Consider the following 19,102-nt stretch of genomic DNA (forward strand, 5'->3'; position numbering starts at 1 on the left):
CGTTTGCACCACAACATTTCTGCGGCGCGTCGCCCGGAATCACGCGCCGCGCAGCAGCGCGCGCAGTGCCCCGATCTCGTCGGCCTCGAGCGGCGACTTGTCGGGCCGGTAACCCTTCACCCGCGCGAACCGCAGCGCGACACCGCCGGGATACCGCGTCGAGCGCTGCACGCCGTCGATCGCGATCTCGACGACCGTCTCGGGGCGAACATGCACCGCGCCCGCGGTGCGATGGGTCTCGAGGGTGGGGAAGTGCGCGGTCTGCCACCGCAGCGTCTCGTCGGTAAGTCCTTTGAAGGTCTTGCCGACCATCACGAACCCGCCGGGTGGGCCGAACGCGCCGTCTGGGTCCCGGGCTCCGAGATGCAGATTCGACAGCATCCCCTGGCGTCTTCCCGACCCCCATTCGACCGCGAGGACGACGAGGTCGAAGGTCAGCACGGGCTTCACCTTGAGCCAGCTCTTCCCCCGCCGCCCTGCCGCGTAGGGCGAATCGAGCGCCTTGACCATGACGCCCTCGTGCCCGGCGGCGAGCGCTTCGCGCGAGTGTCGCTCGGCGGCATCCGGATCGTCTGTGACGAGACCGGGGATCCGGTGGGCGCCTGCCGCCTCGTCGAGCGCGGCGAGCCGGGTGCCGAGCGGTTCATCGAGCAGATCCTGCCCGTCGAGATGCAGGACGTCGAAGAACCAGGGGCGCAGCAGCACAGCGGCGTCGGCCTCGGACCCGAACCGCGCCATCGTGTCCTGGAACGGCCGCGGACCCCCGTCCTCGTCCAGCGACAGCGTCTCGCCGTCGAGGATCACGCTGCGCGCCGGCAGCGCCAGCGTGACCGCGACGATCTCGGGGACGCGCGCCGTGATGTCGGCGAGGTTCCGCGTATAGACGCCGACGTCCGAGCCGTCGCGGTGGACCTGCACTCGCGCGCCGTCGAGCTTGTACTCCACGGATGCCGGCCCCTCGAGCCCCGCCATCGCCTCGGCCACCGAGCTCGCCGTCGAGGCGAGCATGGGCAGCACGGGACGCCCGACCTCGAGCCCGACCGCCGTCAGCGCGCCCGGCTCACCGTGGAGCGCGATGCGCGCGGTCTCGCCCAGGTCGCCGCGGAGCATCGCCGCGCGCCGCACGTCGGCCAGGCTCCGCCCGGCGGCGTGTGCGATGGCGTCGAGCAGGACGCCCTCGAGGGCGCCGGTGCGGAGCTCGCCGAGGATGACCCGCCGCAGCAGATCCCACTCCCCCGGCGTCGCCGCCGCGGCGAGCGCGGCGAGTTCGCGCGACCGCGCTCCCGCCGATCCCGCACCTTCGGCCGCGGCCAGCCGGTCGAATGCAGCATCCACTCGGCCGATCGTCAGCGACGGCGCCGCGGCGTGCGAGATGTCGACGGCCGACAGCGTGCGCCAGCCGATGCCGATCCGACCCTGCCGGGGCCGGGCGATGAGCATCCCCACCGCCGGGACCACGTCGTCGGGTTCCAGTCGCGCCAGCAGCTGGGCGAGCGCGTCGACTTTGGCGCGCCGCGACGACGTGGTGGCCACGGCCTCGACCGTGGCGAGCAGCTCGCTCAGCAGCATCCGTGAATTCTGCCACCGTCCACCGACACCGGGGCCCGCCGTCCCCGGTAGCCTCGTCCCAGTCCCCCGCCCGCGTGCCCGAGAGGCGCCCCATGAGCGACACCTCGCCCCCCGCCGCGCTCGTCCAGCCGGCGCCGCCGCCGATCGACGCGGACACCGCCGCCCGCATCGCGCGCGACGGCTGGGGTGTCGACGCGACCGCCCGCACGCTCGGCAGCCACCAGGACCGCAACTTCGCCCTCGAACGCCCCGGCTCGCCCACGCTGCTGCTGAAGATCGCCAACCCCAGCGTCACCGCCGCGGAGCTCGAGGCGCAGTCGGCAGCCGCCGCCCGCATCGCCGAGCGCACCGGACTCCGCGCCCCGCGCGCGCTGCCCACCGCCGACGGCGCGACCACGCGCCCCGTCACGGTCGCGGGCGTGACGATGCACGCGCGCGTGCTGGAGTTCCTCGAGGGCGACACGTTGTCGGGCTACCTCTCGCCCGAGGTGTGCCGCCGGCTCGGCCGGATGGCCGCCCAGGTGGCGCATGCGCTCGCCGATGTCGACGCGCCGGCCGCCGAGCGCGAGCACCAGTGGGACCTGCGCCACGCGCCCGCGGTCCTGGACGGACTGCTCCCCCACCTCGCCGACGCGGCCCGGCGCGACCATCTCGCGCACACGGCTCGCCAGGCGTGGGATGCCGTGTCCGTCGTCGCCGACGAGCTGCCGGTCCAGTTCATCCACGGCGACCTCACCGACGACAACGTCGTCACCGCCGATCCCGTCGGCCGGGTCCCCGACGGCGTCATCGACCTCGGTGACCTCAACCGCACGTGGACCGTCGGCGAACTCGCGATCACCGTGTCGTCGGTGCTGCACCACCCGGGCGCGGGCTGGACGAGCGCCGCCGAGGTCATCCGCGCCTACGACCGCGAACGCCCGCTGACGGATGCCGAGTCCCGCGCGCTCTGGCCCCTCGTCGTCGTGCGCGCGGTCACCCTGGTCGCCAGCGCGCACCACGTGCTCGGCACCGATCCGGGCAACGCCTACGCCGCCGAGAACCTCGCCCACGAGCAGGCGATCCTCGACCACGCCACCGCGCTGCCCCTCGACGTCGCCACGGCGTTCGTGCGTCACGCGGTCGGGCACGCGGTCGACGAGCCGTCGCTTCCGGCGGGCGAACGGATGCTGGACGCCGACGTCGTCACGGTCGACCTGTCGGCGACGAGCCCTGGGTTCGATGCCGCCTTCCGTATCGGCTTGCAGGCCGGCGCACGGTGGCTCGCGGCATCCGTCGAGGAGGACCTCTTCACCGGAGCGCTCCGGGCGACGGGCGGCGGCGTCGCGGCCCGGTTCGGGGAGGCGCGGCTGTCCCGATCCCGTCCGGGCGATCCGGACGAGCCGGTGAACGTCGCGCTCGGGGTTCAGGTGCGCTTTGCCGAACCGACCGCGCTTCGCGCGCCCTGGGCGGGCGAGGTCGTCCGCACGGAATCCGGCCTACGTCTGCGGGGCGCCGACGTCGACCTCGTCCTCGTCCTCGATCTCGACGGCGACGGCGACGGCGACGACACGTCGCAGGCCCGCCGCGTCGAGCCCGGCGACACCCTCGCCACGGCATCCGGCGCCGTCTGGATCCAGGCGGTCCGCCCCGGCGCGACGGTGCCGCGGTTCGTGCCCCACTCGCTCGCCGTCGCCTGGCGGAGCGTCGTCGCCGACCCGTCCCCGCTGATCCCGGGGCTCGCCGCGGCACCCGCCGTGCCGGACGCGCGGGCGCTGCAGCGGCGGCGCGACGCGGCGATCGCCGACGTGCAGGAGCACTACTACGACGACCCGCCCGTGATGGTCCGGGGTTGGCGGGAGCACCTGATCGACGCCGACGGGCGGATCTACCTCGACACCCTCAACAACGTCACCTCGGTCGGCCACGCGCACCCGCGGCTCGTCGATGCGGTGAGCCGTCAGTGGAGCCTGCTCAACACCAACTCCCGCTTCCACTACCCGGGCATCGTGGAGTTCTCGGAGCGACTGGCTGCCTTGCTGCCCGCGCCGCTGGACACCGTCTTCCTCGTCAACAGCGGTTCCGAGGCGGTGGACCTGGCGCTACGGCTCGGCCAGGTGTGGTCCGGCCGGACCGACGTGCTCGCGGTCCGCGAGGCGTATCACGGGTGGACCTACCTGACCGACGCGGTGTCGACGTCGATCGCCGACAACCCCGCCGCGCTCGAGACGCGGCCGGCGTGGGTGCACACCGTCGCCGCGCCGCACCCGTACCGCGGCGAGCACGCCGACGACCCGGCCGCCTACGCGCGGGATGCCGTCGCCGAGGTCGAGCGGCTCGCCGCCGCCGGCACGCCGGTCGGGGCATTCGTCGCCGAGAGCATCTTCGGCAACGCCGGCGGCGTCTTCCTGCCCGACGGCTACCTCGACGCCGTGTACTCCGCCGTGCGCGCGCACGGCGGGCTGGCGATCGCCGACGAGGTGCAGGTCGGCTACGGGCGGCTCGGCGAGTGGTTCTGGGGTTTCCAGCAGCAGGGCGTCGTGCCCGACGTCGTGGCCGTCGCCAAGGCGATGGGCAACGGGCATCCCCTCGGCGCCGTCATCACCACGCGCGAGATCGCGGCCCGCTACCGCGACGGCGGGTACTTCTTCTCCTCGGCCGGGGGCAGCCCCGTCTCGTGCGCCGCGGGACTCGCGGTCCTCGACATCATCCGCGACGAGAGGCTCGACGACAACGCCCGCCGCGTCGGCGGGCGGCTGCGCGAGCGTCTGCTCGAGCTCGGCCGACGGCATCCGATTCTCGCCGCCGTGCACGGCGCGGGGTTCTATCTGGGGCCCGAGTTCGTCCGGGATCGCGAGACGTGGGAGCCCGCCACGGCCGAGACCGCCGCGATCTGCCGGCGTCTGCGGGAACTCGGCGTGATCGCCCAGCCCACCGGCGACCACCAGAACATCCTGAAGATCAAGCCGCCGATGTGCTTCGACGACGACAGCGCCGACCTGCTCGTCGCGGCGCTGGAGCGGGTGCTGTCCGAGGGCTGGTGATCAGTCGCGGCCGCCGGGCGGCCCGAGGATCAGCAGCACGACGAAGAGGGTCGCCACCGCCGCGACGATGAGGAGCGCCAGCACCCACGGCCGCCGCAGGAACCAGCGCATCAGCCGGTCGTGCCACGCCGAATCACGCGGGTCGGCGGTCTGCTCCAGCCGCCACAGGCCGCGCAGGCGCCCGGTGCGCTGCAGCCAGAGCTCGGTCGGGACCGTCGCGTACGGGATCACCGCGCTCGCGATGGCGAGAGCCGCCGGACCCGCACCCCAGCGCTGGTTCTTCGCCACCAGGATCGCCGTCGCACCATAGGCGAGGAAGACGAACCCGTGGATGCCGCCGCCCACGGTCACCGCGATCGCGAGGTCGGCGGTCGCCCGCAGGATGAGGCCGGCGATCAGCAGCGTCCACGAGACGGCCTCGGCGATCGCGAGCGTGCGGAGCAGGACGAAGGGCGTGCGGAACACCGGTCTCCTCGGGTGGGTGGGGGGTGATTCCAGCCTACGTCGACGCAGGCGGGCCGCCGGGCGAACGCGGATGCGGGGCTAGCGTGGTGAGGTGGACTTCCCCTTCGATGCGCTGCGGCGCCGGCCCGACGTCGAAGCGCCGGACCTCGTGGCCGTCGACGCCGCGGACCGGCTGATCCTCGACCTCTCGCGCGAGGCGCGCGCGGGCGTCCCCGCCGAAGGCCTCGCCGTCATCGGCGACGCGTACGGCGCGCTGACCCTCGCAGCGTCCGCCGACGCCGGCGGGCCCGTGCGCGTGCACCAGGACTCGCTGCTCGGCGAACGCGCGCTCGCACGCAACGCCGAAGACCTCGGGATGCCGTCGGCCGCCGTCCCGCTCCCCCTTGACGCCGAAGTCGTCCGGGGCGCGCGCATCGTGCTGCTGAGGCTGCCGCGGTCGCTCGATGCGCTCGCCGACATCGCCGGGCTGATCGCGGCGCACGCGGATCCGGCCGTGCAGGTCTTCGCGGGCGGCCGGCTGAAGCACATGACCCCGGCGATGAACGACGTGGTGCGCCGCGTCTTCGCCCGCGTGGACGTCAGCCACGCCCGGCAGAAGTCCCGGGTGCTGATCGCGACCGGTCCCCACGACGGCGCGGATCCCGAGCCACGCCGCGCCGCGCACGACGGACTCATCGTGTGCGCGTACGGCGGGGCGTTCGCCGGGACCGGGATCGACATCGGCACCCGCGTCCTGCTCGAGCACCTGCCTTCCTCGATCGCCCCGGACCTGCCGGCTGTGGACCTCGCGTGCGGCACGGGTGTCGTCGCCGCGACGCTGGCGCTGCGGCATCCGGGGCTGCGTGTGCACGCGACCGACGTGTCGGCCGCGGCGGTGGCGTCGGCGCGCGCGACCGCCGCCGCCAACGGCGTCGCCGATCGGGTCAGCGTGGTGCGGGACGACGCGGCGTCGTCGCTGCCGGACGGGTCCGCGCGGTTCGTGGCGCTGAATCCGCCGTTCCACTCCGGCGCGGCCGTGCACGAGGGTCTCGCCCCGGCGCTGTTCGCCGATGCCGCGCGCGTGCTCGTGCCCGGTGGCGAGCTGTGGACGGTGTGGAACTCGCACCTGCGCTACCGCTCCGCGCTCGAGCGCCTGGTGGGCCCGACGCGTCAGGTGGCGCGGAACGCGAAGTTCACCGTGACGGCATCGACCCGCCGCTGACCGCCGAGGCGATGCGCGGGCGGTCGGCAGCGGGCCGGTGTCGCGGTGTCAGTCAGAACCCGACGTCGGCGCCGTCGCGGCATCCGTCGTCGTGGTCGTCGGGATCGTGGTGTCCAGCGTCGACGGGTCGTCGCTGTTCGCCTTGAACGGGTTGGTCTGCTGCTTGCCTTTGCGCTCAGACCCGGTTATGTCGGTCATAGGAGGGCCCCCTCGTCGTCCTGGCGTCAGGATACGCGCGCGGTGTTCGGCTCAGAAGTCCCAGTCGTCGTCCTCGGTGGCCTCGGCCTTGCCGATGACGTAGGACGAGCCCGATCCGCTGAAGAAGTCGTGGTTCTCGTCGGCGTTGGGCGACAGCGCCGACAGGATGGCGGGGTTCACGTCGGTGACGCTCGACGGGAACATCGCCTCGTAGCCGAGGTTCATCAGGGCCTTGTTGGCGTTGTAGTGCAGGAACTTCTTGACGTCCTCGGTGAGGCCGACGCCGTCGTAGAGGTCCTGCGTGTACTGCACCTCGTTGTCGTAGAGCTCGTACAGCAGCGAGAAGGTGTAGTCCTTCAGGTCCTGCCGCTTGGCCTCGTCGACCTTCTCGAGCCCCTTCTGGAACTTGTAGCCGATGTAGTACCCGTGCACGGCCTCGTCGCGGATGATGAGGCGGATCAGGTCGGCGGTGTTGGTGAGCTTCGCGCGGCTCGACCAGTGCATCGGCAGGTAAAAGCCCGAATAGAAGAGGAACGACTCCAGCAGCGTCGAGGCGACCTTGCGCTTGAGGGGCTCGTCGCCGCGGTAGTACTCCATGACGATCTGCGCCTTGCGCTGCAGGTTCTCGTTCTCGACCGACCAGCGGAACGCCTCGTCGATCTCCTTCGTCGAGCACAGCGTCGAGAAGATCGACGAGTAGCTCTTGGCGTGCACCGACTCCATGAACGCGATGTTGGTGTACACCGCCTCTTCGTGCGGGGTGATCGCGTCCGGGATCAGCGACACCGCACCGACGGTGCCCTGGATGGTGTCCAGCAGGGTCAGGCCCGTGAATACCCGCATCGTGAGGGTCTGCTCCTCGGGTGTGAGCGTGTTCCACGACTGGATGTCGTTGGACAGCGGCACCTTCTCGGGCAGCCAGAAGTTGTTCACGAGGCGGTTCCACACCTCGAGGTCCTTGTCGTCCTGGATGCGGTTCCAGTTGATCGCCTGGACCTGGTTCAGCAGTTGCAGCTTCTCAGCCATTGCTCTTTCCTTAAAAATCCCTGATCAGACTGTCAAAGCATGCACGAGACGCACTCGGTCATGTCCGTGCCCTCGAGCGCCAGCTGCCGCAGGCGGATGTAGTAGATGGTCTTGATGCCCTTCTTCCAGGCGTAGATCTGAGCCTTGTTGATGTCGCGCGTGGTGACGGTGTCCTTGAAGAACAGCGTCAGCGACAGGCCCTGGTCCACGTGCTGCGTGGCGACGGCGTACGTGTCGATGACCTTCTCGTAGCCGATCTCGTAGGCGTCCTGGTAGTACTCCAGGTTCTCGTTCGTCATGAACGGAGCCGGGTAGTAGACGCGGCCGAGCTTGCCTTCCTTGCGGATCTCGATCTTCGACGCGATCGGGTGGATCGAGCTCGTCGAGTTGTTGATGTACGAGATCGAGCCGGTCGGCGGCACCGCCTGCAGGTTCTGGTTGTAGATGCCGTGCTGCTGGATGCTGGCCTTCAGCTCGCGCCAGTCCTCCTGCGTCGGGATGTGGATGCCGGCGAACAGCTCCTTGACCTTCTCGGTCTGCGGCTCCCACGCCTGCTCGGTGTACTTGTCGAAGAACTCCCCCGACGCGTAGGTCGAGTCGGCGAAGCCCTCGAAGGCCTGGCCGCGCTCCTTGGCGAGCAGGTTCGAGGCGCGCAGCGCGTGGAACACCACCGTGTAGAAGTAGATGTTCGTGAAGTCCAGGCCCTCTTCCGAGCCGTAGTGGATGTGCTCGCGCGCGAGGTAGCCGTGCAGGTTCATCTGGCCGAGGCCGATGGCGTGCGAGCGGTCGTTGCCGTCCTCGATCGAGCGGACCGAGCGGATGTGGCTCTGGTCGCTGACCGCGGTGAGCGCGCGGATCGCGGTCTCGACGGTGGCACCGAGGTCGCCGCCGTCCATCGCCAGGGCGATGTTCATCGACCCGAGGTTGCACGAGATGTCCTTGCCGACCTGGTTGTACGAGAGGTCCTCGTTGTAGGTGGTCGGGGTGTTGACCTGCAGGATCTCGGAGCACAGGTTGGACATGTTGATCCGGCCCTTGATCGGGTTGGCCTTGTTCACCGTGTCCTCGAACATGATGTACGGGTAGCCCGACTCGAACTGGATCTCGGCGAGGGTCTGGAAGAACTCGCGCGCGTTGATCTTGGTCTTCTTGATGCGCGGGTCGTCGACCATCTCGCGGTACTTCTCGGTGACCGAGATGTCGCCGAAGGGCACGCCGTAGACGCGCTCGACGTCGTACGGCGAGAAGAGGTACATGTCCTCACCGTTCTTGGCGAGTTCGAAGGTGATGTCGGGGATCACCACGCCCAGCGACAGCGTCTTGATGCGGATCTTCTCGTCGGCGTTCTCGCGCTTGGTGTCGAGGAACCGCATGATGTCCGGGTGGTGGGCGTTGAGGTAGACCGCACCCGCGCCCTGGCGGGCACCCAGCTGGTTGGCGTAGCTGAAGCTGTCTTCGAGCAGCTTCATCACGGGGATGATGCCGCTGGACTGGTTCTCGATCTGCTTGATCGGGGCACCCGACTCGCGGATGTTCGACAGCAGCAGCGCCACGCCGCCGCCGCGCTTGGACAGCTGCAGCGCGGAGTTGATGCCGCGGGCGATCGACTCCATGTTGTCTTCGATGCGCAGCAGGAAGCAGGACACGAGCTCGCCGCGCTGGGCCTTGCCGGTGTTGAGGAAGGTGGGGGTCGCCGGCTGGAAGCGACCCGAGATGATCTCGTCGACGAGCTGCTCGGCGAGCGTCTCATCCCCGTCGGCCAGGCCGAGGGCGGTCATGACGACGCGGTCCTCGAAGCGCTCGAGGTAGCGCTTGCCGTCGAAGGTCTTCAGCGTGTAGCTCGTGTAGTACTTGAACGCCCCGAGGAACGTCTCGAAGCGGAACTTCTTGCCGTACGCGCGGTCGTTGAGCTTCTGGATGAACTCGAACGAGTACTTCTCGATGACGGCCGGTTCGTAGTACTGCTTCTCGACCAGGTAGTCCAGGCGCTCCTTGAGGGAGTGGAAGAAGACCGTGTTCTGGTTGACGTGCTGCAGGAAGTACTCCCGCGCGGCGCGCTTGTCGGCGCCGAACTGGATCTTCCCGTCCGCGTCGTACAGGTTCAGCATCGCGTTGAGGGCGTGGTAGTCCATTCCCTCGAACCGCGCCTCGGTCTTGAAGTCCGTCGTCACTGCAGATTCCACCATCGATCCATTCCCTCGCGGACGCGAGCTACGTCTTCGGGCGTGCCGAAAAGTTCTAGCCGGTACAAGTGCGGCACGCGGCACTTGCGGCTGATGATGTCGCCGGCGAGACAGAAGTGCTCGCCGAAGTTGGTGTTCCCCGCCGAGATCACTCCGCGGATGAGGCTGCGGTTTCGCTCGTCGTTGAGGAACCGGATCACCTGTTTGGGAACGGCGCCCTTCTCGACTCCCCGGCCCTGGCCCCCGCCGTAGGTGGGGGTGACGAGAAGGTAGGGCTCGTCGACCACGAGGTCCGGATCCGTCGAGAGCAACGGGATCCGGACCGCCCGTACACCGAGCTTCTCGACGAAGCGCGCGGTGTTGCCCGAGACGCTCGAGAAGTAGACCAGCAGCGGGGTCGCGGTCCGACCGTCGGCGACCGCGTGCTCAGCACTCGCGGTCGCCATCGGAATCACGCGAGACGAGAAGCGAGCTCGTCGATCTTGTCGGGACGGAAACCCGACCAGTGGTCCTCATCGGTGATGACGACCGGCGCCTGCAGGTAGCCCAGCGCCTTCACCTGCTCGAGCGCGGCGGGGTCCTCGGACAGGTCGAGCACGTTGTACTCGATCCCCTTCGAGTCGAGCGCGCGGTAGGTCGCGTTGCACTGAACGCAGGCTGGCTTCGTGTAGACAGTGATCGTCATTTCGATCCGTCTCTCCCCTCACATCCGATGATTCCGGCTGAACCCCCAACCGGGAGTCCCAATACTACATATGGGTGCCGACACTGGATAGCACCACAAGGGATAGTAGTTACATTCGTGTAGTTTTCCACCGCCGTCCCCAGGTTCACCACAGGTTCTCCACCGTTGCATCCACAGAATCCAACGCTCGCCGCGGCCCGGAAAATCCCGTCTTCCCGCGGTGGTTGCGACCGGATCACGTGATCTGTCCACAGGGGGAAGGCTAGGACGCACCCCCGACACCGGAGCCGCCTGTGGAGAGCGTCTCCGGCGTGTCGCGGCATCCGTCAGCGCACTCTGCCGCCCCGCCGCTCACCGGGCGCCGCTGCCGGTAGCGTGGAGCGGTGGCGGGCTATCGGGATCTTCTGCGCACTCCGGGCGTCGGGCGCATCATGGCCGCGCAGCTGACGGCGCGCTTCCCCAACGGGATGACGAGCCTGGCGGTGCTCCTGCACATCGAGCAGAACACCGGCTCGTACGGCGCCGCCGGCCTGGTCCTGGCGGCCACGTCGGTCGGCCAGGCCATCGCGGGGCCCGTGACCAGCCGCTGGATGGGCGTGTGGGGCATGCGCAAGGTGCTCGCGACCACACTGGTGATCTGCGCCGCCGCGATCGCGACGCTCGCGCTGGTCGAGATGGTGCTCCCCGCCTACATGGCGCTGGGTCTGATCGCGGGACTCTCGACGCCGCCGGTGCAGTCGGCCGTGCGGACGATCTACCCGAAGATGGTGAACTCCCGCCAGCTCACTCCGCTGTTCTCGCTGGACGCCTCGCTGCAGGAGATCATCTGGATCGCAGCCCCCGTCCTCATCACCTTCGTCGCCACCCAGATCGGCACGGTCGAAGCGCTGCTGGTGGTCGTGGCGATCCTCGTCGGCGGCGGCACGTGGTTCATCGCGTCGCCCGAGGTCGGCCGGGTCCGCATCCCCCGCAGCCGCCGCCGCCTGGGCCGGGTGCTCACCAACCCGCCGGTGGTGCTGGCGACGGTGATCGGCTTCCTGCTGGTCGGGGCGTGCGCGGCCGTCGAGGCGGGCGTGGTCGCGACGTTCGGCCACGAGGGGCTCGAGGCCGGGATCGTCCTGGCGGTGTTCGCAATCGGCAGCCTCGCCGGCGGCCTGTCCTTCGGCCATATCCCCATCGGGCCCTGGGCGATGGCTCGGCGCCTCGCGATCGTGACGATCGGGCTGAGCGCGGCGATCGTGTCGCTGGACGTCTGGTGGCTGGGCGGCACGCTCATCGTCGCCGGCATCGGGATCGCCCCGGCGCTCGCGGTGCTGTTCGCCATGACCTCTGTGAGCGTGAAGTTCAGCGAGACGGCGGAAGCATACGGCTGGATCGGCACGGGCCAGCTCATCGGCGCCGCCGCCGGATCCGCGGTCGCCGGATTCCTCATCGACGGCGTCGGCGCCACCGGCGCCTACATCGCCGCGGCCGCCTTCGCGGCGGCGGGCACGATCGTCGCGGCGGTCTTCGTGCGCGGCTTCCCCGACCTGCGCCACCGCGACCCGTCGCCGATGCCCGACACCGAGCCGGTGCACACCATCACCTGACCCACCACATCACGTGATCCGAACCAGGGCCTGACCGAGCCCCGACCCCCGGCCCACCACATCACGTGATCCGGCCGCGGATTCAGGCGATGCGCCGCAGCAGCTCCAGCACCGCCATCGCGTAGGCGTCGGCGGGCTCGGGGTGCTCGAACACGAGCGTCTCGTCGGGCTGGCCCTCGCGCCCGCGCAGGTGGATCTCGACCTCGTGCGTGTCCGCGAGACGCCGCAGCGCCCGGAACGACCCGCGCAGCAGCTCGCGCAGCTGGTGCTCGTGCGGCAGCCACAGCGCGTCCTCGAGCGCGACCGAATCCAGCGCCCACTCGGTCGTGCCGTTGAACGCAAGGATCCGCCCGGTCGGATACTCCCGCGGCTCGATCGTCATCTCGCTCACCGTGAAGACGTCGGCCTCGAACTCGGGTTCGTCGAGCTGGAACCGGTCGCCCGAAACCGGGTGCCAGATCAGCCCGGCATCCCGAAGCGCCTGTGCCATCTCGGTCGAGATCATGCACACCATCATTCCCCGGATGCCGGCACCCGGGGCCGTCCGTAGGCTGAAGTCATGGCGACCCCCGTTCAGCTGCCCCGCGCGTCGTGGGGTGACCCCGATTCTCCCCGCCGCGCACTCCTGGTCCACGGCCTGGGTTCGAACGGAGCCCTGATGTGGCGGTACGGCGTGCACCTCGCCGACGCCGGCTGGCGGGCCGACGCGGTGGACCTCCGCGGCCACGGCACGGCGCCCCGCACCCTCGACTACCGCATCGCCGCGTACGCCGCCGACCTCGGCGCCTGCCGGACCGACGGCGGGTGGGACCTCGTGATCGGGCACTCGCTGGGCGCCGCCGCGTCGACGGTGGCCGCGGCATCCGATCGATCATGGACGCGGCGGCTCGTGCTGATCGACCCGGCGCTGCACCTGCTCCCCCGCGACCGCGGCGTCGTGCGGCGCAGCCAGGCGGCCGCCTTCGCCGACCCGACGGTGCGCGCGGTGCGCGCCGAGCACCCCGACTGGCACGAGCAGGACGTCGAGCTGAAAGCCCTGTCGGCGCAGCAGGCGAGCCGCTGGGCGGTCGAGCAGACCAGCGAGCAGAACCCGGAGTGGGATGTGCGGGATGCTGCCTCCCGCCTGACCGTGCCGACCCACATCATCGGGTCCGACCCGAAGGTGTACTCGATCTTCACCGGCGCCCTCGCGGACGAGGTGCTGCAGAACCAGGCGATCACGATGTCGATCGTCGCCCGCGCCGGCCATTCGCCGCACCGCGACCGTCCCGAAGAGACCCTCGCCGTCCTCGACGCGGCGCTGGCGGCGTTCCCCGCGCACCGCTGAGCGCACGCCGCACCGAAGGTGGTGCGTGTCGGCGCGCGAAGGGCTATCCTCCCGTTGCAGGGGCTGGGGGGGGTCCATGGACGCGATGGGGACGTGGTTGACGGTGGCCGCGGACGTGCTCGCCGAGCCGGATCCGGCCGAGGCGACCGCGATGCTCACGCGACAGCTCGTCGCGACGACGCATGCCGGGCTGGTGTCGCGCATCACGCTCGACGCGGCCGATCCGGACCGCATCGACATCTCGGTGTCGGGGGTGATGTACCACCCCGGCCCGGAGCTGTGGCCGACTGCGGCGCAGGTGCGCCGGCATCCGATCGCCCGATATCGCACGCAGATGCGCGATGACTCCCCCGTGCTCATGACGCAGGTCATGGATGCCGGCTGGAAGCTCGACCCGGGCAGCGAAGAGCTCATGCGCGATCTGCGCCTCACCGACCAGCAGCTGTCGATCCCGGTGTGCTGCGGCGGCGAGTACGACGGGTGGGTCCTCATCGCCGAAGACCGCTTCGCGCACGGCGAGGCGGACGAGGCGCGCACGATCCAGCGTCTGCTGGTCGGGCTCGACGGTCACATCCGCGTCCTCGCCCGCCTGTGCGCGTCGGCGCCCGTCACCGCCGCGCCCGCTCTCACCCCCCGCGAGAGCGTGATCCTCGCGCTGACCGCCGAAGGGTGCACGGCCGAGGCGATGGCCCGGCGCCTCGGCATCTCACCCCGGACCGTTCACAAGCACCAGGAGCACCTCTACCGCAAGCTGGGTGCATGCGACCGGCTGACGGCCGTCCTCGAGGCCCAGCAGAGAGGTCTGCTGGGCCTCGATCGCCCCAGTGCGGCTACTCCTCCCCCGCGCACTCCGCGAGACGCTCCATGAGGTCGGCGCCGAGCGCTTCGAAGTCCGCCTCGGTCAGGTAGCTGAACGGCTTCGCCATTTTGCCGGCGTTGTACAGCGCGCCCCCGCCGACGATGGCGCGGGTGTGGATGAGCGGCTCCTGCTCGAGACCGCTGTCGGCCATGAACGTCTCGACGGCGTCATCGGCGACGTAGCCGCACTCCATCTGCAGATCCTCGGGAATGAGATACCGCGCCCCCAGGTCGCTCAGCGGCACCCACGGGGTTCCGCCCGCCAGGTGGTGCTCGTAGGCGGCGGCCGCCCACTCGTCCTTGAAGCAGTGGTGCGCCCACGCGGCCGACCCCGACAGCGTGAGTGCGATCGCCGCGGCTGCCGAGACTCCCCCGATACCGAACAGGCGACGTCGTGACATGGTCATGGATTCCCCCTCCGAAGCGCCCGTCGCCCCCGCGGCGACGAACACACCACAGATTCGTCCGATCGGATGCGGCGGACAATACGCAGTCGTGCGTATGCCGCCGCCCGCGCCGGTGCGCGCGACAATGGAGCGATGACCCCGTTCGACGCTTCGACGCACCTGCCCGACGAGCTGATCGACCGCATCCGGTCGCGAGCGGCCGCCCACGACCGGGACAACACCTTTCCCGACGACGACCTGGCCGACCTGCGGGATGCCGGCTACCTCGCGATCCTCGCTCCGCGCGAACTCGGCGGGGCGGGGCTGAGCCTGGCCGAGGCTTCGGTGCTGCAGCAGCGACTGGCGGGCGCAGCGCCCGCGACCGCGCTCGCGGTGAACATGCACCTGGTGTGGACCGGAGTGGCGAAGGTGCTCGCCGATCGCGGCGACGACGCGCTGCACTTCGTCCACCAGGGTGCCGCCGCCGGCGAGCTCTTCGCCTTCGGGATCAGCGAGGCCGGCAACGACCTGGTCCTGTTCGGCAGCGACACCGGGGCCGTGCCCAGACCCGACGGCGGGTACGCCTTCACCGGGACCAAGATCTTCACCTCCCTCGCCCCCGCGTGGACCCAGCTCGGCCTGCACGGGCTGGACACCACCTCGCCCGACGCCCCGAAGCTGGTCTTCGCGTTCATCCCCCGGTCGGATGCCGTGACCACCCGCGACGACTGGGACACCGTGGGCATGCGGGCTACGCAGTCTCGGACGACCCTGCTGACGGATGCCGTCGCCCCCGCCGACCGCGTGGTGCGGCGGCTGGATCCCGGCCCCAACCCGGACCCGCTGATCTTCGGCATCTTCAGCGTCTTCGAGATCCTGCTCGCCTCGGTCTACACCGGCATCGCCCGCCGCGCCCTCGACCTCGCCGTCGAGACGGCGGGACGGCGCACCTCGAAGAAGACCGGTCTGCCCTACAGCCACGACCCCGACATCCGCTGGCGGATCGCCGACATGGCCCTCGCCTACGACGCTCTCGTGCCGCAGATCGCGGCGCTGGCGGGCGACGTCGACGACCGGGTCGATCACGGGCCCCGCTGGTTCTCGCTGCTGAGCGGACTCAAGCACCGCGCGGTCGTCGCGGCGAAGGCGATCGTCGACGACGCGATGCTCGTCTCCGGTGGGTCGTCGTACTTCGCCTCGAGCGAGCTCGGCAGGCTCTACCGCGACGTCCTCGCCGGGCAGTTCCACCCCTCCGACCCGGAGTCGGCGCACTCGACGGTCGCGACCGCGTGGCTGGGCCCGGTCCCCGCCCCGGGCTCTACCCCCGACCCCGCGCCGGGCCGGCCGTGACCCGCACGCCCACCGCCCTGCTGAGCCCCGCCGACCAAGAGCGTCGCCGGGGCCTGCAGGTGATGAAGGGCGTGGCGCTCGGCGCACTGCTGTTCATGGCGGCGGTGTTCGCCGTCTCGTTCTCTCTGCAGCAGACCCTGCCCTGGGCGGCATACGTGCGTGCGGCGGCCGAAGGCGGCATGGTGGGCGCGCTGGCGGACTGGTTCGCGGTGACGGCGCTGTTCCGGCATCCGTTGGGCATACCGGTGCCGCACACCGCGATCATCCCGCGGCGCAAGGACGAGATCGGCCGGAACCTCGGCGAGTTCGTCGAAACCGAGTTCCTGCGCGGCGACGTGGTGCGCGCCAAGCTCGAGGCGACCCCGGTCGCCGCCCGCGTCGGCGCGTGGCTGGCGATCCCGGCGAGCGCCGAGCGGGTCGTCGCCGAGGGGTCGGCCGTCGCCGGCGGCGTGCTGCGCGCCCTCAGCGACGACGACGTGCGCGACATCATCGAGGGCCTCGCCCGCGAGCACCTCATCGATCCGGAATGGGGTCCGCCGATCGGCGCGTGGCTCGCCCGCATCCTGGACTCCCACGCCCACCACGGGGCGGTCGACCTGGCGCTCGAGACCGTCGGCGCGTGGCTGGCGGCCAACCGCGCGTCGTTCACCGGCGTGGTCTCGCGGCGCCTGCCGGCGTGGATGCCGAACGTCGCCGCCCGGCTGATCGACGACACCGTGTACACCGAGGCGGTCCGCTTCGTGGCTGCCGTCCGCGCCGACCCCGGCCATCCGGCGCGCGCCGCGATCGACGGGTACCTCGATCGTCTCGCGGTGAACCTGCAGGAGGATCCCGCCACGATCGCGCGGTTCGAAGAGGCCAAGATCGCGCTGTTCGACAGCCCGCGCGTGCGCGAACTCGCCGGGTCCGCCTGGAACACCGCCAAGACGGGTCTGCTGGCCGCGCTCGAGGATCCCGGCAGCCCGCTGCGGCGGCGCGCGGTGACGGCGGTGGGCGAGATCGCCGAGCGACTCATGACGGATGCCGGGCTGCAGCGCCGCGTCGAGGGCTGGGTGTCCGATGCCGCGGTGTTCCTCGTGGAGCGCTACCGGCACGACATCGCCTCGATCATCGTGGACACCGTCGAGCGGTGGGATCCCGAGGAGACGACCGAGAAGATCGAGCTGATGGTCGGCCGCGACCTTCAGTACATCCGCCTCAACGGCACCATCGTCGGCTCGCTCGCCGGGGTCGTCATATACGCCGTCGCGCACGCTTTGCTCGGATAACGCCGAGGCCGGCGACATACGGCGAATTCTTCTCGCGTCCGCGACAGTCGCGGGCGTAGCCTGAGCGTCGTGGGTGGGGACTCCGAGGCGACGCTGCTGTTCAGCTATGGCACTCTCCGCTATCCGGACGTGCAGCGATCGACGCTGGGACGCGTCGTCGACGCCGAGGACGACGTGCTGCCCGGGTACACCATCGACTACGCCGAGGCCGAGGACCACCGCGACAACGACGACGCGACGCCGACCGTGCTGCCCGTGGTGCGCGAGACCGGCAGCCCCCGCGACAAGGTCGTCGGACGCGTGCTGCACCTCGACGACGACGAGCTGGACGCGTGCGACGAGTACCAGGTGTCGCTGTACCGCCGAGTGCGCGTGCGACTCGCCAGCGGCCGGGAGGCGTGGGTCTACGTCGACGGGTGAGGTCGCGCGTGCGGCGCGCGTGTGGCGCGCGGCGTGGTGACGAGGCGTGGTGACGGAGCGGCGCCCGCGATAGCGTCGGGGACGTGACGCTCTCGCACGACGACCTGTGGCCGCGCGCCGGCGACTGGCCCCCTCTCGCCGACGGCGAGCCCGCAGACGCGGTGCTCGTGGGGGTGCCGGCGTGGCGCACGTCGCTGACGCCGACCGGAGCGCACGCCACCCCGGCCGCGGTCCGCGAGGCCCTGCGCCGCTACAGCCCCGCCCTGATCGGTCCGCCCGCGATCGACCTCGCGGCCGAGCTGCGCATCGTCGACGGGGGCGACGTCTCGGACCCGGACGGACCCGACGGCGAGCAGCGCGTCATCGACCGCGTCGCCGAGCTCCGTGTCCGTGCCGGCCTCGTCGTCGCGCTCGGCGGCGACAATTCGATCACCTCCGCCGTCGCCCGCGGGGCCGGGGCCACGGGGCTCGTGACGCTCGACGCCCACTTCGACCTGCGCGACGGCATCTCGAACGGCTCCCCCGTGCGGCGGCTGGTGGACGACGGCGTCATCGATCCGGCGCGGATCGTGCAGCTCGGGATCGCGGACTTCGCCAACTCGGCCGCCTACGCCGGCCGCGCGCACGACCTCGGGATCACGGTCGTCACCCTCGACGCGCTCCGCGGCCGGGATGCGTCCGCGGTCGCCGCCGACGCCCTCGCGATCGCCGGAGCCGGCGGCGGACCCGTGCACGTGGACATCGATGTGGACGTGTGCGATCGATCCGTCGCGCCGGGGTGCCCGGCATCCGTGCCCGGGGGTCTCGCCGCGCACGAGCTGCGATCGCTCGTGCGGGCCCTGGCCGCGGATGCGCGCGTGCGCTCGGCCGACATCGTCGAGGTCGACGCCACCGCCGACGCCCCCGACAGGCGGACGGTGCGGCTGGCGGCGCTGTGCGTCCTGGAACTGCTGGCCGGAAGGGTGGCGTCGCGATGATCGAGCTGGTGCTGGTGCGGCATGCGAAGTCCGACTGGGGGGACCCGGGGCTCGATGACCACGACCGGCCGCTGAACGACCGCGGGCGCCGTGACGCGCCGCGGATGGCGGCGCGGCTGGCCGAGGCCGGGGCCCGGCCCGAGGTGATCCTGTCGAGCTCGGCGCTGCGGGCGCGGACGACGGCCGAGGCCTTCGCCGAGCGCCTGCGGCGCGAGGTGACGGTGGAGCCGGCGCTCTACGGCGCAAGCGCGGGCACCCTGCTGACGCACGCGTCGGCGGCGGGGTCGGCATCCGTCCTCGTCGTCGCCCACGACCCCGGCATGAGCGTGCTGGCCGGCCGCCTCTCGCGCGACCGCATCGAGCACATGCCGACGTGCGCGGTCGCGGTGTTCCGGTGGGACGAGGACGACTGGGCCGTCGTCGACGCCGTCGACCCGGCCGACTGGAGCTTCGACACGCCCCGCTGAGGCGGGTTCCCGGCGGTCGGGCGCGGGTCGCCGTGCAGAACTCCACGGATCCGGGCGGTGCCGCCGGCGGCGCCCCTGGATTTCCGGGCTTCTCGGGCCAGGCGGGGCGC

General features: G+C 71.0%; 19 protein-coding genes. 10 read left to right on the forward strand and 9 right to left on the reverse strand.

Annotated elements, in window-relative coordinates; translation table 11 throughout:
- Nucleotides 1-39 precede the first annotated feature (39 nt).
- Complete coding sequence (locus ACYVF4_RS03465; protein ID WP_460719752.1) at nucleotides 40-1,569, reverse strand: ATP-dependent DNA ligase; 1,530 nt, start codon at nucleotides 1,567-1,569, stop codon at nucleotides 40-42.
- A 92-nt stretch (nucleotides 1,570-1,661) separates the two neighbouring features.
- Between ACYVF4_RS03465 and ACYVF4_RS03470 the strand changes: the two genes are divergently transcribed.
- Entirely contained in the window at nucleotides 1,662-4,592 is a 2,931-nt protein-coding gene (locus ACYVF4_RS03470) for an aminotransferase (RefSeq protein WP_460719754.1), read from the forward strand.
- On the opposite strand, the gene ACYVF4_RS03475 is transcribed toward ACYVF4_RS03470, so the two are convergent.
- Nucleotides 4,593-5,057: a DUF3817 domain-containing protein gene (locus ACYVF4_RS03475; RefSeq protein ID WP_460719756.1), complete on the reverse strand. Its 465-nt coding sequence runs from the start codon at nucleotides 5,055-5,057 to the stop codon at nucleotides 4,593-4,595.
- A gap of 91 nt (nucleotides 5,058-5,148) precedes the next feature.
- Between ACYVF4_RS03475 and ACYVF4_RS03480 the strand changes: the two genes are divergently transcribed.
- Complete coding sequence (locus ACYVF4_RS03480; protein WP_460719758.1) at nucleotides 5,149-6,258, forward strand: class I SAM-dependent methyltransferase; 1,110 nt, start codon at nucleotides 5,149-5,151, stop codon at nucleotides 6,256-6,258.
- Nucleotides 6,259-6,306: 48 nt separating this feature from the next.
- Here the strand turns inward: ACYVF4_RS03480 and ACYVF4_RS03485 are convergent, their stop codons facing one another.
- The 5 genes from ACYVF4_RS03485 to nrdH are packed head-to-tail and all read right to left on the reverse strand — an operon-like array spanning nucleotide 6,307 to nucleotide 10,350.
- Nucleotides 6,307-6,456: a hypothetical protein gene (locus ACYVF4_RS03485; protein ID WP_460719760.1), complete on the reverse strand. Its 150-nt coding sequence runs from the start codon at nucleotides 6,454-6,456 to the stop codon at nucleotides 6,307-6,309.
- A 51-nt stretch (nucleotides 6,457-6,507) separates the two neighbouring features.
- On the reverse strand, nucleotides 6,508-7,482 hold the full coding sequence (nrdF, locus tag ACYVF4_RS03490) for a class 1b ribonucleoside-diphosphate reductase subunit beta (protein WP_460719762.1): 975 nt from the start codon (nucleotides 7,480-7,482) through the stop codon (nucleotides 6,508-6,510).
- A 32-nt stretch (nucleotides 7,483-7,514) separates the two neighbouring features.
- The gene (gene nrdE, locus ACYVF4_RS03495; protein WP_460719764.1) at nucleotides 7,515-9,668 is read right to left on the reverse strand and encodes a class 1b ribonucleoside-diphosphate reductase subunit alpha; all 2,154 of its coding nucleotides are present in this window, start codon (nucleotides 9,666-9,668) and stop codon (nucleotides 7,515-7,517) included.
- The gene (gene nrdI, locus ACYVF4_RS03500; RefSeq protein ID WP_460719766.1) at nucleotides 9,650-10,111 is read right to left on the reverse strand and encodes a class Ib ribonucleoside-diphosphate reductase assembly flavoprotein NrdI; all 462 of its coding nucleotides are present in this window, start codon (nucleotides 10,109-10,111) and stop codon (nucleotides 9,650-9,652) included. Before nrdI ends, nrdE begins: the two co-directional genes overlap by 19 nt.
- A gap of 5 nt (nucleotides 10,112-10,116) precedes the next feature.
- Nucleotides 10,117-10,350, reverse strand: coding sequence for a glutaredoxin-like protein NrdH (gene nrdH, locus ACYVF4_RS03505; protein ID WP_460719768.1), 234 nt, complete (start codon nucleotides 10,348-10,350; stop codon nucleotides 10,117-10,119).
- Between the two features lie 383 nt (nucleotides 10,351-10,733).
- Between nrdH and ACYVF4_RS03510 the strand changes: the two genes are divergently transcribed.
- A complete protein-coding gene (locus ACYVF4_RS03510) occupies nucleotides 10,734-11,939 on the forward strand; it encodes an MFS transporter (RefSeq protein ID WP_460719770.1) in 1,206 nt (401 codons plus the stop codon).
- Between the two features lie 82 nt (nucleotides 11,940-12,021).
- Here the strand turns inward: ACYVF4_RS03510 and ACYVF4_RS03515 are convergent, their stop codons facing one another.
- Nucleotides 12,022-12,444 carry a pilus assembly protein CpaE gene (locus tag ACYVF4_RS03515; protein ID WP_460719772.1) on the reverse strand — a complete coding sequence of 141 codons (423 nt, stop codon included), beginning with the start codon at nucleotides 12,442-12,444 and terminating at the stop codon, nucleotides 12,022-12,024.
- Nucleotides 12,445-12,498: 54 nt separating this feature from the next.
- Between ACYVF4_RS03515 and ACYVF4_RS03520 the strand changes: the two genes are divergently transcribed.
- Complete coding sequence (locus tag ACYVF4_RS03520; protein ID WP_460719774.1) at nucleotides 12,499-13,266, forward strand: alpha/beta fold hydrolase; 768 nt, start codon at nucleotides 12,499-12,501, stop codon at nucleotides 13,264-13,266.
- Between the two features lie 76 nt (nucleotides 13,267-13,342).
- The gene (locus tag ACYVF4_RS03525) at nucleotides 13,343-14,134 is read left to right on the forward strand and encodes a helix-turn-helix transcriptional regulator (protein ID WP_460719776.1); all 792 of its coding nucleotides are present in this window, start codon (nucleotides 13,343-13,345) and stop codon (nucleotides 14,132-14,134) included.
- Here the strand turns inward: ACYVF4_RS03525 and ACYVF4_RS03530 are convergent.
- Nucleotides 14,097-14,531 (reverse strand): hypothetical protein, encoded by a 435-nt coding sequence (locus ACYVF4_RS03530; protein ID WP_460719778.1) that lies wholly within the window; start codon nucleotides 14,529-14,531, stop codon nucleotides 14,097-14,099. The genes ACYVF4_RS03525 and ACYVF4_RS03530 overlap by 38 nt on opposite strands.
- Nucleotides 14,532-14,663: 132 nt before the next feature.
- Here ACYVF4_RS03530 and ACYVF4_RS03535 point away from each other — a divergent pair, with 132 nt between their 5' ends.
- From ACYVF4_RS03535 to ACYVF4_RS03555, 5 genes are all read left to right on the forward strand, one after another.
- Nucleotides 14,664-15,860: an acyl-CoA dehydrogenase family protein gene (locus ACYVF4_RS03535; protein ID WP_460719780.1), complete on the forward strand. Its 1,197-nt coding sequence runs from the start codon at nucleotides 14,664-14,666 to the stop codon at nucleotides 15,858-15,860.
- Entirely contained in the window at nucleotides 15,857-17,128 is a 1,272-nt protein-coding gene (locus ACYVF4_RS03540) for a DUF445 domain-containing protein (RefSeq protein ID WP_460719782.1), read from the forward strand. Before ACYVF4_RS03535 ends, ACYVF4_RS03540 begins: the two co-directional genes overlap by 4 nt.
- 69 nt (nucleotides 17,129-17,197) lie before the next feature.
- Nucleotides 17,198-17,548, forward strand: coding sequence for a gamma-glutamylcyclotransferase family protein (locus ACYVF4_RS03545; RefSeq protein WP_460719784.1), 351 nt, complete (start codon nucleotides 17,198-17,200; stop codon nucleotides 17,546-17,548).
- Nucleotides 17,549-17,631: 83 nt separating this feature from the next.
- Nucleotides 17,632-18,525: an arginase family protein gene (locus tag ACYVF4_RS03550; RefSeq protein ID WP_460719786.1), complete on the forward strand. Its 894-nt coding sequence runs from the start codon at nucleotides 17,632-17,634 to the stop codon at nucleotides 18,523-18,525.
- Nucleotides 18,522-18,992 carry a SixA phosphatase family protein gene (locus tag ACYVF4_RS03555; RefSeq protein WP_460719788.1) on the forward strand — a complete coding sequence of 157 codons (471 nt, stop codon included), beginning with the start codon at nucleotides 18,522-18,524 and terminating at the stop codon, nucleotides 18,990-18,992. The genes ACYVF4_RS03550 and ACYVF4_RS03555 overlap by 4 nt, the downstream gene beginning before the upstream one ends.
- Nucleotides 18,993-19,102: the final 110 nt, after the last annotated feature.

It is taken from the genome of Microbacterium aureliae (genome assembly GCF_054780155.1).

What these genes read in the sequence shown, in the direction of transcription:
- ACYVF4_RS03535 (WP_460719780.1), top strand. Translation starts at nt 14,664, where the DNA reads ATGACCCCGTTCGACGCTTCGACGCACCTGCCCGACGAGCTGATCGAC.
- ACYVF4_RS03465 (WP_460719752.1), bottom strand. Translation starts at nt 1,569, where the DNA reads ATGCTGCTGAGCGAGCTGCTCGCCACGGTCGAGGCCGTGGCCACCACG.
- ACYVF4_RS03485 (WP_460719760.1), bottom strand. Translation starts at nt 6,456, where the DNA reads ATGACCGACATAACCGGGTCTGAGCGCAAAGGCAAGCAGCAGACCAAC.
- ACYVF4_RS03520 (WP_460719774.1), top strand. Translation starts at nt 12,499, where the DNA reads ATGGCGACCCCCGTTCAGCTGCCCCGCGCGTCGTGGGGTGACCCCGAT.
- nrdH (WP_460719768.1), bottom strand. Translation starts at nt 10,350, where the DNA reads ATGACGATCACTGTCTACACGAAGCCAGCCTGCGTTCAGTGCAACGCG.
- ACYVF4_RS03515 (WP_460719772.1), bottom strand. Translation starts at nt 12,444, where the DNA reads ATGATCTCGACCGAGATGGCACAGGCGCTTCGGGATGCCGGGCTGATC.
- nrdI (WP_460719766.1), bottom strand. Translation starts at nt 10,111, where the DNA reads ATGGCGACCGCGAGTGCTGAGCACGCGGTCGCCGACGGTCGGACCGCG.
- ACYVF4_RS03525 (WP_460719776.1), top strand. Translation starts at nt 13,343, where the DNA reads ATGGACGCGATGGGGACGTGGTTGACGGTGGCCGCGGACGTGCTCGCC.
- ACYVF4_RS03530 (WP_460719778.1), bottom strand. Translation starts at nt 14,531, where the DNA reads ATGACCATGTCACGACGTCGCCTGTTCGGTATCGGGGGAGTCTCGGCA.
- ACYVF4_RS03555 (WP_460719788.1), top strand. Translation starts at nt 18,522, where the DNA reads ATGATCGAGCTGGTGCTGGTGCGGCATGCGAAGTCCGACTGGGGGGAC.
- ACYVF4_RS03470 (WP_460719754.1), top strand. Translation starts at nt 1,662, where the DNA reads ATGAGCGACACCTCGCCCCCCGCCGCGCTCGTCCAGCCGGCGCCGCCG.
- nrdF (WP_460719762.1), bottom strand. Translation starts at nt 7,482, where the DNA reads ATGGCTGAGAAGCTGCAACTGCTGAACCAGGTCCAGGCGATCAACTGG.
- nrdE (WP_460719764.1), bottom strand. Translation starts at nt 9,668, where the DNA reads ATGGTGGAATCTGCAGTGACGACGGACTTCAAGACCGAGGCGCGGTTC.